The sequence below is a fragment of the Nitrosomonas sp. genome (assembly GCF_020852615.1).
In the GTDB taxonomy this organism is placed as follows: Bacteria; Pseudomonadota; Gammaproteobacteria; order Burkholderiales; family Nitrosomonadaceae; genus Nitrosomonas.
In genome coordinates, this window is record NZ_JADZAJ010000038.1 from 1 (window position 1) to 15,723 (window position 15,723).

Below are 15,723 nucleotides of genomic sequence, written 5' to 3' on the forward strand. Positions count from 1 at the left end.
GGCATGCAGCGCCTGCCTTGGCAGCTGTGCGATTATGCGGGCTGCTGACGGGTCAGGAGAAGGTTTGCCGTACACCGGATCTCCCGCGAGCGGGTAGCCAATGGACATCAGGTGAACGCGTATCTGGTGTGTACGCCCGGTTTCCAGGCTGCAATGCAGCAATGTGCTGGCGGTAAACTTTTCCAGTATCCGGTAATGTGTACGAGCCGGTTTGCCATTTTGCACGACTGCCATACGGGTGCGATGGACGGGATGTCTGCCGACTGGTGCATCTACTGTGCCATCTTTCTCAACATTGCCCAGCACAAGTGCGAGATAGTGGCGCTTGACCGCATGTTGCTGCAGCTGCCTGACCAGATCAAATTGTGCTTCAATTGTTTTGGCGACAACCAGCAGGCCGGTGGTATCTTTATCCAGCCGGTGCACAATGCCGGCACGCGGTATCCGGCCAAGCTGCGGAGCGTGGTTGAGCAGTGCGTTCAGCAGGGTTCCGTGCCAGTTGCCGTTGCCGGGATGAACGACCAGCCCGGCGGGTTTGTTGATGACAAGCAGGTGGTCATCCTCAAACACGATATTGAGCGGAATGGCTTCCGCCTGGTGGTTTTGGTCACTCTCAACCGGGCTGGTGATAACACAAATTGCTTCGCCTCCCCATACCTTTTGTTTTGAAGTTGCGGCCAGACCGTCCACCCTGACGTGGTTTTGTTCGATCCAACCCTGTAGCCGGCTGCGTGACCATTGGGGAAACAGCTGCGCCAATGCCTGATCCAGGCGTAGTCCAGCGAGGTTATCCGGTATTGTCAGATCAATGATGTTCTCATTCTCCCGGCCGTTAGCTGCTGAAAAATCAGGCTTTGCGCTATAATCACGCCCATCTTGCTCGTTAATGAGACGATTCATAATGCTGCGACAATTTTTGGTTGGATGGTTGGTGGTATTGCTGGCAGCATGCGGCATTTTGTCCGAGAAAACGGTTGATAACAGCCGGTGGTCGGCAAGCAAGTTTTATGTTGAGGCCAAAAATGAGCTTAACGAAGGCAATTACTCCGCTGCCGTAAAACTGTTTGAGGCGCTGGAGGCCCGTTATCCCTACGGGCGCTACGCCCAGCAGGCACAGCTCGAAATCGCCTATGCCTACTATAAAGATCAGGAGCATGCCTCAGCGATTGCTGCTGCAGACCGGTTTATCCAGCTTTACCCGCACCACCAGAATATAGACTATGCCTATTATATCAAGGGGCTGGCAAGCTTTAACGATGATCAGGGATTGCTGGGGTACGTTACACACAAGATTATCAAGCAGGATATGAGTGAACGGGATGCCAAGGCTTCGCGGGAATCATTTGAAGCCCTGAAGCAGCTGGTAACACGTTATCCTGACAGCAAATACACGCCTGATGCACTTCAGCGCATGGCTTATCTGGTTAATGCGCTGGCAAGAGGTGAAATTTATGTTGCCCGCTATTATATGAAGCGAAAAGCCTATGTGGCGGCAATCAAACGTGCGCAGTTCGTAATGGAGGAGTACCCGCAAACTCCTGCTACGGAGGAAGCGCTGTATATCATGGCAATTGCTTATGGCGAACTTGGAATGGCTGATTTGCGTGAAGATACAGAAAAAGTCATCAGAAAAAATTTCCCGGAAAGCGCTTATCTTACGGATTCCGGGATGGTTAAAGAAAAATCCTGGTGGGAGGTCTGGTAACAGGCCGATTTTTCTGTTTCCGGGGAAAATGGTGTGCTTCGTTCACTCCGGGTTTTAGCGTAAAATGCAGCCCCCGCCCTGGTAGCTCAGGGGATAGAGCAACCCCCTCCTAAGGGGTAGGTCGGACGTTCGATTCGTCTCCAGGGCGCCAAAACCCGGTTTATAAACAAATGATTTTTGTTTCAGCATCATCAGAATCAAACAGTATTTATTATCCGGGCAGTACCTTCCTGCAGTTTTCATTTTTTCCCTGTTTTCCTGATTCTGTAAATTTATTAGCAGGTACAGAAAATTGGAATAGCGGTTTCCGGGATAATACAAAACCATGTGGTTTAGAAACTTACTGATTTATCGTCTTGCTGATGGGGAGATTACTCCGGCAGCACTTGAAGAACAATTGGCCAGGCAGGCTTTGCAGGGCTGTCTTGGACTGGAGCCACAGAGCCGGGGCTGGGTGCCACCGGGAATCGAGGAAGCCGGTCTGGTTTACAGCTACGGGCAGCAGATGCTGATTGCACTGGGAACCGAGAAAAAGCTGCTGCCTGCCTCTGTTGTCAATCAGCTGGCCAGAGAGCGTGCCCGGGAACTGGAACTGCATCAGGGTTACACACCTGGCCGCAAACAGATGAAAGAAATCAGAGAGGCGGTTTATCGCGAACTGTTATCGCGTGCATTTGCGGTTCGGCAGCGTAACCACGCATGGGTTGATCCGGTAGATGGCTGGTTTATTGTTGAAGGTGCCAGTGGTTCCAAAGCAGATACGCTGATTGAAGCATTCATTAAATCAACCGGTTTTGGGCTCAGGCGCATCAGAACAAATATGGCGCCAGCATCTGCCATGACAGCGTGGGTTTCAGGTGATGAGCCACCTGCAATTTTTTCTGTTGATAGCGACAGCATGTTTCGCAGTCGTGAGGATAAAAAAATTTCAGTGAACTACATCCGCCAGTCGCCTGATCCACAGGAGATCGCCCGGCATGTTCGTACCGGCAAGGAAGTCATCAGACTGGCAATGACCTGGCGGGACAGGATTTCGTTTGTTCTTGATGAAAATCTGCAGTTGAAGCGGCTGAGTCTGCTTGATATTGATCGGGAACCGGCAGAAACAGCTGAAGAGCAGTTTGGCAGCAGTTTTTTTCTGATGACGGCTGAATTGAGGCAGCTTTTGCCTGAATTAGTGGATGCACTTGGCGGATCTGCCGATGAATGAACTATTGGTGGCGGCTGGTTACAGCATGGTTTTTGTGGAAGGAGAAAATTCATGATCTTCTGGCGCGTCAAATCACTGGATGCCATTCTGGCGACAGCCGAAAAGAAAAGCCTCCATCGTTCATTGGGTGTGTGGCAGTTGACGCTACTGGGAGTTGGGGCAATTATCGGTACGGGGATTTTTGTACTGACTGCTGAAGCGGCACAGAAAGCCGGCCCGGGGATGATGATTTCCTTTGTCATCGCCGGTTTTGTTTGTGCGGTGGCAGCACTCTGCTATTCGGAGCTTTCTTCGATGGTGCCGGTATCCGGCTCTGCTTATACTTATTCTTATGCAGTGCTGGGTGAACTGATTGCATGGATGGTGGGCTGGGCATTGATACTGGAATATTCCGTTGCCGCCAGTGCGGTAGCCGTGGGCTGGTCGGGTTACTTTACAGGGTTACTGAATAATTCCTCGCTGGGGCTTGAAATACCCTATGCGCTGGCGAATGGCCCGTTTGCCGGGGGTATCATTAACCTGCCGGCGGTTGTTATTTGTTTGCTGGTAATTGGTCTGCTGATTATCGGTACGCGGGAAAGTGCGACGGTTAATGCCATCCTGGTAGCGGTCAAAATTGTTGCTCTGACGGTGTTTATTGCACTGGTTTTGCCGGTTGCCGATATGAGTCACTTCGATCCTTTCCTGCCATTGGGCACTTCTGGCGTTGTGGCAGCTGCAGCTTCCATTTTTTTTGCCTATGTCGGTTTTGATGCGGTATCAACCGCGGCGGAAGAAACCAAAAACCCGCAACACAGTGTTCCGATCGCACTTATCAGCGCATTGCTGATTTGCACAGTATTTTATCTGCTGATTTCAGCCGGGGTGATTGGTGCCATGGGCGCGCAGCCACTGATTGATAAGGCAGGTGAGGGTTTCATGCCTGGTTCTGTAGAGATGGCCGCACAATGCAAGCAGCTTGCAGCAGCAGGTCAGCAGCCGGTGGTCTGTTCACATGAGGCACTGGCGCATGTGCTGCGTGAAATCGGGTGGGAGAAAATAGGCAACCTGATTGGTCTGGCTGCCTTTCTGGCGCTGCCTTCGGTGATCCTGATCATGCTGTACGGGCAGACACGTATTTTCTTTGTTATGTCGCGTGACGGTCTGCTGCCGGAAATATTGAGCCGTATCCACCCCCGTTTCAAAACGCCGCATATTGTTACACTGATTACCGGTGTGGTAGTGACGCTGGCTGCAGCCTTTTTGCCGGTAGGCAAACTGGCGAACATTTCCAATTCCGGAACCCTGTTTGCTTTTCTGGTGGTGGCGCTATCTGTCATGATGCTTCGGATCAGGGATAAAAACCGTATCAGACCCTTCAAAACCCCGGCAATCTGGCTGGTCGGGCCACTTGCTATCATTGGCTGCCTGATTCTTTTCCTGTTTCTGCCAATCGACGCCAAACTGGTGTTTCCTGTCTGGACCGGGATCGGGCTGGTTTTTTATTTTCTGTATGGCTACCGAAAAAGCCATGTTGTACTGGGGATTGACACACCTTCTGGTGGTGAGAATCTGATTGAGCCTATTCACTCTCTTGTGGACTGTGACGAAGAAAACGGCGAAGAGGGAAAATAACAGCATATTGAAGGTTGTTTTTCACATTCTCGCCACGGTTACCAAACCGGTATAATTAATGCTTTTTTAATTTCTCAAGAGGAAGACTGATGCATACCGGTACTACCCTGACCCAGTTCATTATTGAAGAGCAGCGCCACATTGCGGGAGCGAGCGGTGATTTCACCGCGTTACTGAATGATATCGTGACTGCCATCAAGACTATTTCCAATGCAGTGAACAAAGGAGCGCTGATTGGTGTGATGGGGGCGCTGGATACGGAAAACGTCCAGGGGGAAACGCAAAAGAAGCTGGATGTGATTACCAATGAGATCATGATCCGCAACAACGAATGGGCCGGTCATCTGTGTGGTATGGCATCGGAGGAAATGGATGAAGTTTATTCGATTCCGTCGCCCAACCCGCTTGGTAAATATCTGCTGGTGTTTGATCCGCTGGATGGTTCCAGCAATGTGGATCTCAATATTTCTGTCGGGACAATTTTTTCCATTTTGCGATCACCCACACCGAGCCGTGCTGCAAGTAAGGAAGATTTTATGCAACCCGGTACCAGACAGGTGTGTGCCGGTTATGCGTTATATGGTTCATCTACTATGCTGGTGCTGACCACTGGCCATGGTGTGAATGGTTTTACGCTGGATCGTGATATTGGTGAGTTTGTGCTGACCCATCCGAACATGAAAATTCCTGCTGATACCAGAGAGTTTGCCATCAATGCATCCAATCAGCGTTTCTGGGAACCACCGGTACAGCGTTATGTGTCGGAATGTCTGGCTGGCAGTACCGGGCCGCGCGGACGTGATTTCAATATGCGCTGGGTGGCTTCGATGGTGGCGGAAGTGCATCGTATTCTTACCCGTGGCGGCATTTTCATGTATCCGCGCGACAATAAGGACCCTTCCAAGCCCGGCAGATTACGCCTGATGTATGAAGCCAATCCAATGAGCTTTATTGTTGAGCAGGCTGGCGGGCTATCCTCAACCGGGTATGAACGTATTCTGGACATTCTGCCGCAGGATCTGCATCAGCGTGTACCGGTCATCCTGGGTTCGAAGAATGAAGTTGAAGTGGTGCTGGGATACCATAAGGGCTGATTATCCCCGGCTGCTGTATTACCGGGGAGATTTACCCCCGGTTATGCGGCCGGGTGTAGTCGATATCCGGTCCTTTCGGGATAATGCGAGTTGGGTTGATGGCTGGGTGGCTATAGTAATAATGAGTTTTGATATGTTCAAAATTTACGGTACCGGCAATACCCGGTATCTGATATAGCGCTCGCAAATAGCTGGATAAATTCGGGTAATCATCGATACGCTGTCTGTTCAGCTTGAAATGGCTGTAATAAACGGTATCGAAACGGATCAGGGTAGTGAATAATCGCCAGTCGGCTTCAGTCAGGCGATCTCCTGCAAGATAGCGGCGCACCTCCAGGCTGCTGTCAATGTTATCCAGCCTGCCAAAAACCTGATCGTAAGCCTTTTCGTAGATAAGCTGGTCTGTTGCAAAACCGGCTTTGTAAACACCATTATTAAAATCCCGGTAAACCAGCTCATTTATGGTATTGATTTCGCCGCGTAAAGTTTCCGGATAAAAATCGAGATGGTTGCCGGTCAAGCTGTCAAATGCGTTGTTGAACATGCGAATAATGTCAGCTGATTCATTGCTGACAATGGTATTACGTTGCTTATCCCATAATACCGGCACAGTAACCCGGCCAGTGTAATCCGGCTGGGTACGGGTATAGAGTTGATGCAGATATTGCAGGCCGGATACAGGGTTGTTACGCGAGATTTCACTGAATACCCAGCCGTGTTCCAGCATTTTTGGATCAACAACCGTAATGTCGATATGTGCTTCCAGATCCTTGAGGTGACGGAATATCAGAGTACGGTGTGCCCATGGGCAGGCCAGTGATACGAACAGGTGGTAACGACCTGATTCTGCAGTAAAGCCACCTTCACCGGTTGGCCCGGGTTGACCGTCGTGAGTAACCCAGTTGCGATACCGGGCATTCTCACGAATAAACTCTCCATTTTGCAATGTATACCACTGGTCATGCCATTTTCCGTTAATCAGAAGTCCCATCCGCATATCTCCCGGGCTAATTGAGTGAAGTACTATTTTGCAGGATAAGGTTCGGTGTGTGTTTCCTGCATATGGCTGGATAATTGTAATAAAGCGGGGCTACCTGGCCTTTATCCAGAAAATGCTGAAATCTGCCCGTTATAGTATTGAACCTGATTAATTCGGATAGCAATCTGAATCTGGCAGACCGGGTGTTCAGCGCATCAAAAGGCTGATCCGGTTTCAGAGTATCTGGATTGTTATTGAACGATTTTGAAAATTTTGTGCCATAGACAATATTTTTAGGCGGATTTCCGCAACCGGTAAACCCTAATGGCCAATCAAACTGGCCTTCCTTCTGGCCTGTACGGAGTTTCCGTACAGGCTTTTTTCACTGGAGCAGTGTTGAGTCTGCGTTACTAATGCGGCTCAGGTTTTATCCATGACATAACGAAGCAGATCAGTTGAGGTCAGAATACCCCAGGGCTGATTGCCTTCTGCTCTAACGATAAGACTATTGATTTTGTTATCCAGCATGGTTTGAATGGCGGTGCTGATTTCAGCTGAAGGATCAATAACGACAGGTGTATCAGTCATCATGTCTTTGACGAGATGCTCTGCTTTGATGTTGTCTGAACTGTATCGCGCCATTGAAAGATCCCTGTCGCTCAGCACACCAACCAGTTTTCCGCCCTCCAGCACAGGCAGGTGATGGCAGGTACATTTTTCCATCATGACCAGCGCCTTTTCCACCGAAATATCAAATCCTATCGTTTGTGGCATTGGGGTCATCAGATCACGTACTACCGTCATTTCGTTCCCCGCAATATTTCAACCAGAATACCCAGAGCATCAGTTACCGTGAATATCCCTTGCAAATTTCCCGAGGCATCACTAACCAGCACACTGCCGATTTTTTTTTCTGCCATTTGCTGGATAACATCTTCTATAGATGTGTTGCCCTGGAATGTTACCGGGTCAGGTGTCATGAGATCTGAAGCACTAACCAGAAATTTTTCCCGTGCATTGAGCGCCGACACAATTCTGAGATCCCGATCGCTGATAATGCCAACAATTTTTCCATCCGAGATAACGGGGATGTGGCGTACCTTGAGATTTTTGATGAGTGCCTGTAATTCCTCAATAGAGCTGTCTTCGCGGGCGGTAACCGGGAAAGGGGTAGTAAATTCCTGAATGGGTAAACCAAGCTTTGTACGCATAAACACATCTCCATGTACGTGAACGGGTTTGAGTTATACCAGATCGCAGAATATTAGGGAATCTTGCCAGGGTAAAGGCCGGTTTAGACCGGTTTATTTTCGAAGAACAAGGTATACGTTACAAGGTGTGCGTTTTGAGGTACCGGGTTTCGGGTTTGTTGCAGATTGTATTTTCAGATTTTTAGTGAATCATCGGGAGGAAGCAGTAAGATATATTTGCAGTACTGCTGTCCTGATTTTTATTTTCGTGATCTTGTTTTTTTTGCAGACTGCGTCGGGTGTACCCGGGGTTTGAGTTTTGGTTTTGTGCGAGATTGGGTAGTGGTAGTATCCGAGCTGGGGGTGCGGGCGATTTTTTTATCCGGATTTATCCGGTAGATAATCAGAATCTTGCCAATTTGCCTGACGGGTGTTGCATTCAGTGAAAAGCAGATTTGCTCCAGCAGGGAAGTTCTCTGATCCCGATCTCCTTCCAGAATCTTGACCTTGATAAGCTCATGCTTTAAAAGACTTCGATCCAGCTCACTGATGACATTTTCAGTTAGACCATCTTTGCCTATCATGACCACCGGATTTAGGTGATGTGCGCTGGCAACAAGTTGCCGGCGCTGTGCCATATCGAGTTCAAGCATTAAACTTTCCTAAAAGAGTTCGATTTTACCTGATGAAATCAGCCAGAACCAGCAGAGCCTGGATAAGAGCGCATATCAATGATAATTTTGTCCGTAAGGCTAACCAGGAAGGTTATCGTTCGCGTGCCGCGTATAAATTGCAGGAAATTGCCGAGCATGATGCTCTTTTTACCCCGGGGATGACGGTTGTTGATCTTGGAGCCGCTCCAGGCAGCTGGTCACAAGTGGCACTCGACCTGGTCGGGCCGGCAGGAAAAATTTTTGCACTGGATATGCTGGATATGCAACCGTTACCTGGTGTGACATTTATTCAGGGAGATTTTCGCGAAGATAAGATTCTGGCAACACTGGAAACGGCGCTGGGCGGGAGGCGTGCTGATCTTGTAATTTCCGATATGGCGCCCAATCTTACTGGTGTGCGTGTGAGTGATCAGGCCCGGGGCATGTATCTGGCTGAACTTGCTTTGATGTTTTGTCGTGAGCATTTGAACCCCGGGAAAAATTTTCTTGTCAAAGTTTTCCAGGGCACTGACTTTGAAGCATTTCGCCGGCTGATGCAGGCCGATTTTGCAAAAGTTGTTATCAGAAAACCCAAAGCCTCGCGAGATCGCAGTAAAGAGTTATATTTGCTGGGACTGGAAAAAATAATCTGATAGACTGCAATAACAGCCTTGTAAAAGGTAAACCGTAGTGTTCCAAGAAATCGGTTTCGTCGAGAAGCAAAATTGAGGAGCTAATATGAATAATTTGATTAAAAACATGGCCATCTGGCTGGTGGTTGCTTTGGTACTGATGACAGTATTCAACCAGTTTTCCACACGGCAGCCGTCACAACCTCCCATGGAGTATTCACAATTTATCAGTGAAATGCACCAGGGCAGGATTGCCAAGGTAGTAATTGATGGTCGAACTTTGAGAGGGACAAAATCGGACGGTCGTCAGTTTATTGTTTATTCACCTTCTGATCCCTGGCTGGTCAGTGATCTGCTAAAGGCGGGCGTGGCGGTGGAAGCAAAACCGGAAGAAGAGCCATCTATGCTGATGAGCATACTGGTGTCCTGGTTCCCGATGTTGCTGCTGATCGCTGTCTGGATCTTTTTTATGCGTCAGATGCAGGGAGGGGGGCGTAACGGTGGTGCTTTTTCATTTGGAAAAAGTAAAGCCAGAATGCTAGATCACAAAAGTAATAATGTAACTTTTGCTGATGTGGCCGGCTGTGAAGAAGCCAAGGAAGAGGTTGCTGAACTGGTGGAGTTTCTGAAAGATCCGTCCAGATTCCAGAAGCTGGGCGGGCGTATTCCTCGCGGAGTTTTAATGTGCGGTAATCCGGGAACAGGGAAAACGCTGCTTGCCCGTGCAATTGCCGGTGAAGCGAAGGTGCCGTTCTTCAGTATTTCCGGTTCGGATTTTGTTGAAATGTTCGTGGGTGTGGGTGCATCCAGAGTGAGAGATATGTTCGAGCAGGCGAAAAAACATGCTCCTTGCATTATCTTTATTGATGAAATAGATGCCGTAGGACGCCAGCGTGGCGCCGGACTGGGAGGGGGGAATGACGAGCGCGAGCAAACCCTGAATCAGCTGCTGGTTGAAATGGATGGCTTTGAAGGTAATATGGGTGTAATTGTCATTGCCGCCACCAATCGTCCTGATGTACTGGATCCCGCACTGTTGCGCCCGGGCCGGTTCGACAGGCAGGTTGTGGTTCCATTGCCGGATATTCGCGGCCGTGAACAGATCCTGCAGGTACATATGCGTAAGGTCCCCATATCACCCGATGTCAAGGCCGGTATTCTTGCCAGAGGTACGCCCGGTATGTCAGGTGCTGATCTTGCCAATCTGGTTAACGAAGCTGCATTATTTGCTGCACGCGCCGGTAAACGCCTGGTTGACATGGATGATTTTGAGCGTGCAAAAGATAAGATTCTGATGGGTGCGGAGCGACGTTCTGTTGTTATGCCGGAGAATGAGCGTCGCAATACGGCTTATCATGAATCCGGACATGCAGTTGTGGCTTATCTGCTGCCTAAAACTGATCCGGTTCATAAAGTGTCGATTATCCCGCGCGGTCGTGCATTGGGTGTCACCATGCAATTGCCTTCCGAAGATCGTTACAGCATGGATCGTGACCAGATACTGCAAACGATATCAGTCATGTTTGGCGGTCGTATTGCGGAAGAAGTATTTATGAACCAGATGACTACCGGTGCTTCAAATGACTTTGAACGGGCAACGGATACCGCGCGTAAGATGGTGACGCAATGGGGCATGTCCGAAGCGCTGGGGCCTATGGTATATGCTGAAAATGAGGGTGAAGTGTTTCTGGGTCGTTCGGTTACCACTCAGAAGAACGTAAGCGAGGCAACCATGCAGAAGGTGGATGCTGAAATTCGCCGTGTCATCGATGAACAGTATGCACTTGCACGCAAGCTGATTGAGGAGAATAAGGATAAAATCGAAGCAATGACTCAGGCATTGCTTGAGTGGGAGACAATAGACAGTGACCAGATCAAGGATATTATGGAAGGTCGCCCGCCACGTCCACCACAGGCTCCAATTTCTTCTACCCGGTCGGATAAAGGGTCATCAGCTGGTGAGGTGAAGCAGCCCACAAGTGAACCGGCAACAACCGAGGCACCCGCTACTCAGAAAGTAGAAATTTAAAAATCAAGTTATTTCCTTTCAATGGCCTGTACGTTTTGTGATGCACAGGCCATTTTTCTTGCTCAAGTGAACAGATTACAAAAGATTCTTCAAGAAAATCGTCCGCTGATTATGGGGGTCATCAATGTCACGCCTGATTCGTTTTCGGATGGCGGGCGTTTTGATACCACAGAGAAAGCAACTGAACAGGCAAGGCGTCTGATCCAGGAGGGAGCTGATATTCTTGATATTGGAGGAGAATCAACCCGTCCGGGGAGTCAGCCTGTAAGAGCGGATGAAGAACTGGCCCGGGTGATGCCAGTTATCGAGTTTGCCCTGCGTATGAATATTCCGGTATCAATTGACACTTCAAAGCCGGAAGTTATGTGTACTGCAATTACTGCCGGAGTTGATCTTGTTAATGATATCAATGCATTGCAGTCACCTGGGGCACTGGAAGCCATCGCGGACAGCACTGTTATGGTTTGTCTTATGCATATGCAGGGAAGGCCGGAAACGATGCAACACGATCCTCAATATTCTGATGTGGTTGCCGAAGTCATCTTATTCCTGGAACAACGGATAGCCTCAGCTGTATCAGCCGGAATTGAGCGGGATCGTATTATCATTGACCCCGGTTTTGGCTTTGGGAAGACATTTGAGCATAATCTTGATTTATTGCGCCAACTGAGTCGCCTTATTTCCATAAATCTTCCCATCCTGGCAGGGTTGTCGCGTAAATCCATGCTGGGAATGATTACAGGCAATACTGTGAATGATCGTATCCATACCAGTGTGGCTGCGGCACTGCTGGCAGTGGGGCAAGGTGCCAGGATTGTTCGGGTGCATGATGTTAAAGCTACCCGTGATGCTTTTTCAGTTTTTTCTGCGGCAAATCTGATTTATCCGGGTTTCCTGGTGCATTCGCAAACCTGATAATGGTTGGCTGTGGTGATAATGACTCCAAAATTTGACTGATGAGAAATATTGAAATGAAAAAAAAATATTTTGGTACTGATGGTATTCGGGGAAAGGTGGGAGAATTTCCCATTACTCCCGACTTTTTTCTGCATCTGGGCTACGCTGTAGGCAAAGTGTTACTGGCGTCTGACAGTCAGCTGGCTGCTGCGGATAAACGGCCAACTATACTGATAGGTAAAGACACAAGAATATCCGGCTATATGCTGGAATCAGCACTGGAGGCCGGTTTTTCAGCTGCCGGTGTGGATGTGCTGTTATCCGGCCCTCTGCCGACACCTGCTGTAGCTTATCTTGTTCGGGCTTTACGTATTCAGGCAGGGGCAGTCATCTCTGCTTCGCATAATCCGTTTGATGATAACGGGATCAAATTTTTCTCGTCCGAGGGTACTAAATTACCTGACAGTATGGAACTCCAGATTGAGGCTGAACTGGAGCTACCTGTAAAAACAGCGCCTTCCATTAAGCTGGGTAGAGTTCAACGCTTGAGGGATGCTGCCGGCCGGTATATCGAGTTCTGCAAGAGTACTTTCCCCAATCAGCTTGATCTGCGCGGATTACGAATCGTTGTTGATTGCGCTAATGGTGCGGATTACAACGTTGCCGGGCATGTGATGCATGAGCTGGGTGCCGATGTGGTTACAACATATGCCAATCCGGATGGTTTTAATATCAACTATGAATGTGGAGCGACTTATATCAGGGCTCTGCAGGATTCAGTCCTGCAATATAAGGCCGATCTTGGGGTGGCATTGGATGGTGATGGCGATCGTGTGTTAATGGTGAGCAGGGAAGGGGAGCTTTATGATGGCGACAGTCTTGCTTACATTATTGCCAAACATCGGCAGCAGCTCGGTATATTACAAGGTGGAGTGGCCGGAACACTCATGACAAATCTGGCGGTTGAACAGGCTTTTGAGCGGCTGGGGATTCCATTTGCCCGGGCAAATGTGGGTGATCGCTATGTTTCTGAACTACTGCAAAAGAACGATTGGCATCTGGGTGCCGAGAATTCCGGTCATATTATTTGCCGGGATAAGCATACAACAGGTGATGGTATTATTTCAGCACTGCAGGTTTTGTACGCATTGCGCGATTCCGGTTCGACACTGGCCGATTTCACACGTGATATCAGTTTCTTTCCTCAGCGGCTGATAAATGTAAAGGTTTCCAGAGATTTTGATTTCCGGACTAATTCAGTAGTCGAATCCTGTAAAAAAGAGGCAGAACAGGCTCTGGGAAATGATGGACGTATATTGCTGCGTGCTTCAGGAACTGAACCGCTGATCCGAGTGATGGTAGAAGGAAAAGTACCGCAAAAAACTGAATACTGGGCAGAAAAAATTGCGGAAACGATCCGTCAGGAAGCCACTTCCTTAACCACCGAATACTGAAATCATCACAAATCTGTAACATCCCCTGTTTATTCTTGTTATGAATTGAATTGCTGCCCGGGAGTCCGGGTCGCAGTTACCATTTCTAAATTACTGAAAACAGGGTGGTTACCATGTCGTATGCTTTATTAAGGTTTAGTACCGGAACACTGACTTTAATTTTTGGTTTTATGCTTCTGGGTGGATCTGGCACGATGGTTTTTGCCAGACCGCTTATCAAAATTGATGGCTCGAGTACGGTTTTTCCGATTACAGAGGCTGTTGCAGAAGATTTTCAGATTGCCAAAAAGGGAGCCATTATGGTTACCGCCGGTATTTCCGGTACAGGTGGCGGATTTAAAAAGTTCTGCCGGAATGAAGTTGATATTGTGAATGCATCTCGTCCAATCCTGTCTTCCGAAATGGAACAGTGCCGGAAAAATGGCATACAGTTCATAGAATTACCGATTGCTTTCGATGCCCTGACCGTGGCGGTTAATCCCGGGAATAACTGGATTCAGTCCATGACGATAGCCGAATTGAAAAAAATCTGGGAACCGGCAGCGCAGGAAAAAATAGTGAGCTGGAACCAGATCAATCCAGCCTGGCCTGATGCCAAAATCAAACTCTTCGGTGCGGGAGCGGATTCAGGTACGTTCGACTATTTCACGGAAGCCGTGGTCGGTAAGGTAAAATCCAGTCGAGGAGATTTTACGGCTTCCGAGGATGACAACGTACTTGTACAGGGAGTGGCAAGTGATTTGTATGCACTGGGTTTCTTTGGCTATGCCTACTACATTGAAAACAACAAAAAGCTGAAGGCAGTCGCAATCGATAATGGTAATGGCGGTATCCTTCCCTCAATGCTTACGGTGCAGAATGGAAGTTACCAGCCGTTATCGCGCCCCCTCTTTATCTATGTGAATATAAAATCGGCAGATAAACCGGAAATCGGAGAATTTGTCACCTTTTATATGCAACATGCACAGCAGCTGGTTGAGGAAGTCAGATATTTCCCTCTGAAAAAGGAGTTTTATGACTTCAATATCAAACATTTCCGCAGTAAAAATCCAGGTACTGCATTTGGAGGCGAGGCCGGTATGGGATTAAGTATTGAGGAACTGTATAAACGCGAACGTACTCAATAACGGACTGATTTCCACAACTGGCTATCGTCATTATTTTCTGTTATGGATTATTTACCTGTTTTCTTTGATATCAGGCGGCGTAATTGTCTGATAGTGGGGGGAGGCGATGTTGCTGTTCGTAAAGCCAGGCTGCTGCTGCGGGCAGGTGCCTGTGTTCACGTGGTATCACCTGTTATCAACGATGAACTGGGTAATCTGCTGCAACAATCGCAAACAATTACACACATTGCTGAAATTTTTCGACCGGCGCATTTACTGAATATGGCGCTGGCTATTGCTGCCACCAATGATCATGAAGTGAATCAGGCAGTCTCCGCTGCCGCCAGGAAAGCAGACATTCCGGTAAATATCGTAGACAACCCGGATTTATGTACCTTCATCATGCCGTCTATTCTTGACCGTTCTCCGATCATCGTTGCGGTTTCAAGTGGTGGTACTTCTCCGATACTGGCGAGGCTGTTACGTTCGCGGCTGGAAGCGCTGATTCCTGCTGCCTATGGTCGGCTGGCCGAGTATGCCGCACAGTTTCGTGGCAAGGTCAGACAACGTTTTATCCATCAGGAGAATCGTCGTTTTTTCTGGGAGAAAATGCTGCAGGGGCCGTTTGCAGAAATGGTTTTCGCCGGCAGAGATCAGGCTGCACAGGATTATCTGTCAGAAGCATTGGAAAACAGTACCGATCAGTTTCCGACCGGAGAAGTTTATCTGGTGGGTGCAGGCCCGGGTGATCCCGATTTGCTCACTTTCCGGGCCATGCGCCTGATGCAGCAGGCGGATGTGGTCATCTATGACCGGCTGGTTTCTCCCGCCATTCTCGATATGGTCAGACAGGATGCAACGCGCATCTATGTTGGAAAAGTGCGTAATCAGCATACCCTGCCGCAGACATCGATCAATGAACTGCTGGTAAAGCTCGCCCAGGAGGGTAAACACGTTCTGCGCCTGAAAGGAGGAGATCCCTTTATTTTCGGGCGAGGGGGTGAGGAAATCGAAACCCTGTCGCAACACCACATTCCGTTTCAGGTGGTTCCCGGGATCACGGCGGCTTCAGGCGTGGCCAGTTATGCAGGGATTCCCCTGACCCACCGTGATCATGCACAATCCTGTGTCTTTGTGACGGGACATCTGAAAGACAACAC

At 48.8% G+C, this 15,723-nt stretch carries 15 protein-coding genes and 1 tRNA gene; 11 read left to right on the plus strand and 5 right to left on the minus strand.

Annotated elements, in window-relative coordinates:
• Positions 1 to 903, minus strand: a 903-nt coding sequence (locus tag IT527_RS08525; RefSeq protein ID WP_292968124.1) for an RluA family pseudouridine synthase, incomplete at its 3' end; no start/stop codon positions are given.
• Here IT527_RS08525 and IT527_RS08530 point away from each other — a divergent pair.
• The 5 genes from IT527_RS08530 (at position 902) to IT527_RS08550 (ending at position 5,623) form a co-directional block, all read left to right on the plus strand.
• Complete coding sequence (locus IT527_RS08530; RefSeq protein WP_292968111.1) at positions 902 to 1,705, plus strand: outer membrane protein assembly factor BamD; 804 nt, start codon at positions 902 to 904, stop codon at positions 1,703 to 1,705. The genes IT527_RS08525 and IT527_RS08530 overlap by 2 nt on opposite strands.
• A 75-nt stretch (positions 1,706 to 1,780) precedes the next feature.
• A tRNA-Arg gene (locus IT527_RS08535) sits at positions 1,781 to 1,856 on the plus strand.
• Positions 1,857 to 2,030: 174 nt separating this feature from the next.
• Complete coding sequence (locus IT527_RS08540; RefSeq protein WP_292968112.1) at positions 2,031 to 2,915, plus strand: recombination-associated protein RdgC; 885 nt, start codon at positions 2,031 to 2,033, stop codon at positions 2,913 to 2,915.
• A gap of 51 nt (positions 2,916 to 2,966) precedes the next feature.
• Positions 2,967 to 4,529, plus strand: a complete 1,563-nt coding sequence (locus IT527_RS08545) for an amino acid permease (RefSeq protein WP_292968113.1) — start codon at positions 2,967 to 2,969, stop codon at positions 4,527 to 4,529.
• An 89-nt stretch (positions 4,530 to 4,618) separates the two neighbouring features.
• On the plus strand, positions 4,619 to 5,623 hold the full coding sequence (locus tag IT527_RS08550; protein WP_292968114.1) for a class 1 fructose-bisphosphatase: 1,005 nt from the start codon (positions 4,619 to 4,621) through the stop codon (positions 5,621 to 5,623).
• A gap of 31 nt (positions 5,624 to 5,654) precedes the next feature.
• On the opposite strand, the gene IT527_RS08555 is transcribed toward IT527_RS08550, so the two are convergent.
• The 4 genes from IT527_RS08555 to yhbY all read right to left on the minus strand — a co-directional run bounded on the left by IT527_RS08555 (position 5,655) and on the right by yhbY (position 8,445).
• Positions 5,655 to 6,614, minus strand: a complete 960-nt coding sequence (locus IT527_RS08555; protein ID WP_292968115.1) for a glutathione S-transferase family protein — start codon at positions 6,612 to 6,614, stop codon at positions 5,655 to 5,657.
• 408 nt (positions 6,615 to 7,022) lie between these two features.
• Entirely contained in the window at positions 7,023 to 7,406 is a 384-nt protein-coding gene (locus tag IT527_RS08560) for a CBS domain-containing protein (RefSeq protein ID WP_292968116.1), read from the minus strand.
• On the minus strand, positions 7,403 to 7,813 hold the full coding sequence (locus tag IT527_RS08565) for a CBS domain-containing protein (RefSeq protein WP_292968117.1): 411 nt from the start codon (positions 7,811 to 7,813) through the stop codon (positions 7,403 to 7,405). Before IT527_RS08565 ends, IT527_RS08560 begins: the two co-directional genes overlap by 4 nt.
• Before the next feature lie 239 nt (positions 7,814 to 8,052).
• Positions 8,053 to 8,445, minus strand: a complete 393-nt coding sequence (gene yhbY, locus IT527_RS08570) for a ribosome assembly RNA-binding protein YhbY (protein WP_292968118.1) — start codon at positions 8,443 to 8,445, stop codon at positions 8,053 to 8,055.
• A 32-nt stretch (positions 8,446 to 8,477) separates the two neighbouring features.
• Between yhbY and IT527_RS08575 the strand changes: the two genes are divergently transcribed.
• From IT527_RS08575 to cysG, 6 genes are all read left to right on the plus strand, one after another.
• Complete coding sequence (locus IT527_RS08575) at positions 8,478 to 9,098, plus strand: RlmE family RNA methyltransferase (RefSeq protein WP_292968119.1); 621 nt, start codon at positions 8,478 to 8,480, stop codon at positions 9,096 to 9,098.
• A gap of 85 nt (positions 9,099 to 9,183) precedes the next feature.
• Entirely contained in the window at positions 9,184 to 11,106 is a 1,923-nt protein-coding gene (gene ftsH / locus IT527_RS08580; protein WP_292968120.1) for an ATP-dependent zinc metalloprotease FtsH, read from the plus strand.
• Between the two features lie 21 nt (positions 11,107 to 11,127).
• On the plus strand, positions 11,128 to 12,021 hold the full coding sequence (gene folP / locus IT527_RS08585) for a dihydropteroate synthase (RefSeq protein WP_292968121.1): 894 nt from the start codon (positions 11,128 to 11,130) through the stop codon (positions 12,019 to 12,021).
• A gap of 56 nt (positions 12,022 to 12,077) precedes the next feature.
• The gene (glmM, locus tag IT527_RS08590) at positions 12,078 to 13,457 is read left to right on the plus strand and encodes a phosphoglucosamine mutase (protein ID WP_292968122.1); all 1,380 of its coding nucleotides are present in this window, start codon (positions 12,078 to 12,080) and stop codon (positions 13,455 to 13,457) included.
• A 170-nt stretch (positions 13,458 to 13,627) separates the two neighbouring features.
• Positions 13,628 to 14,584 carry a PstS family phosphate ABC transporter substrate-binding protein gene (locus IT527_RS08595; protein WP_292968125.1) on the plus strand — a complete coding sequence of 319 codons (957 nt, stop codon included), beginning with the start codon at positions 13,628 to 13,630 and terminating at the stop codon, positions 14,582 to 14,584.
• Positions 14,585 to 14,626: 42 nt separating this feature from the next.
• Positions 14,627 to 15,723, plus strand: a 1,097-nt coding sequence (cysG, locus tag IT527_RS08600) for a siroheme synthase CysG (RefSeq protein WP_292968123.1), incomplete at its 3' end; no start/stop codon positions are given.

Coding starts and splice junctions, on each gene's coding strand:
- IT527_RS08530 (WP_292968111.1), top strand. CDS start 902: ATGCTGCGACAATTTTTGGTTGGATGGTTGGTGGTATTGCTGGCAGCA.
- IT527_RS08540 (WP_292968112.1), top strand. CDS start 2,031: ATGTGGTTTAGAAACTTACTGATTTATCGTCTTGCTGATGGGGAGATT.
- IT527_RS08545 (WP_292968113.1), top strand. CDS start 2,967: ATGATCTTCTGGCGCGTCAAATCACTGGATGCCATTCTGGCGACAGCC.
- IT527_RS08550 (WP_292968114.1), top strand. CDS start 4,619: ATGCATACCGGTACTACCCTGACCCAGTTCATTATTGAAGAGCAGCGC.
- IT527_RS08555 (WP_292968115.1), bottom strand. CDS start 6,614: ATGGGACTTCTGATTAACGGAAAATGGCATGACCAGTGGTATACATTG.
- IT527_RS08560 (WP_292968116.1), bottom strand. CDS start 7,406: ATGACGGTAGTACGTGATCTGATGACCCCAATGCCACAAACGATAGGA.
- IT527_RS08565 (WP_292968117.1), bottom strand. CDS start 7,813: ATGCGTACAAAGCTTGGTTTACCCATTCAGGAATTTACTACCCCTTTC.
- yhbY (WP_292968118.1), bottom strand. CDS start 8,445: ATGCTTGAACTCGATATGGCACAGCGCCGGCAACTTGTTGCCAGCGCA.
- IT527_RS08575 (WP_292968119.1), top strand. CDS start 8,478: ATGAAATCAGCCAGAACCAGCAGAGCCTGGATAAGAGCGCATATCAAT.
- ftsH (WP_292968120.1), top strand. CDS start 9,184: ATGAATAATTTGATTAAAAACATGGCCATCTGGCTGGTGGTTGCTTTG.
- folP (WP_292968121.1), top strand. CDS start 11,128: ATGGCCTGTACGTTTTGTGATGCACAGGCCATTTTTCTTGCTCAAGTG.
- glmM (WP_292968122.1), top strand. CDS start 12,078: ATGAAAAAAAAATATTTTGGTACTGATGGTATTCGGGGAAAGGTGGGA.
- IT527_RS08595 (WP_292968125.1), top strand. CDS start 13,628: ATGCTTCTGGGTGGATCTGGCACGATGGTTTTTGCCAGACCGCTTATC.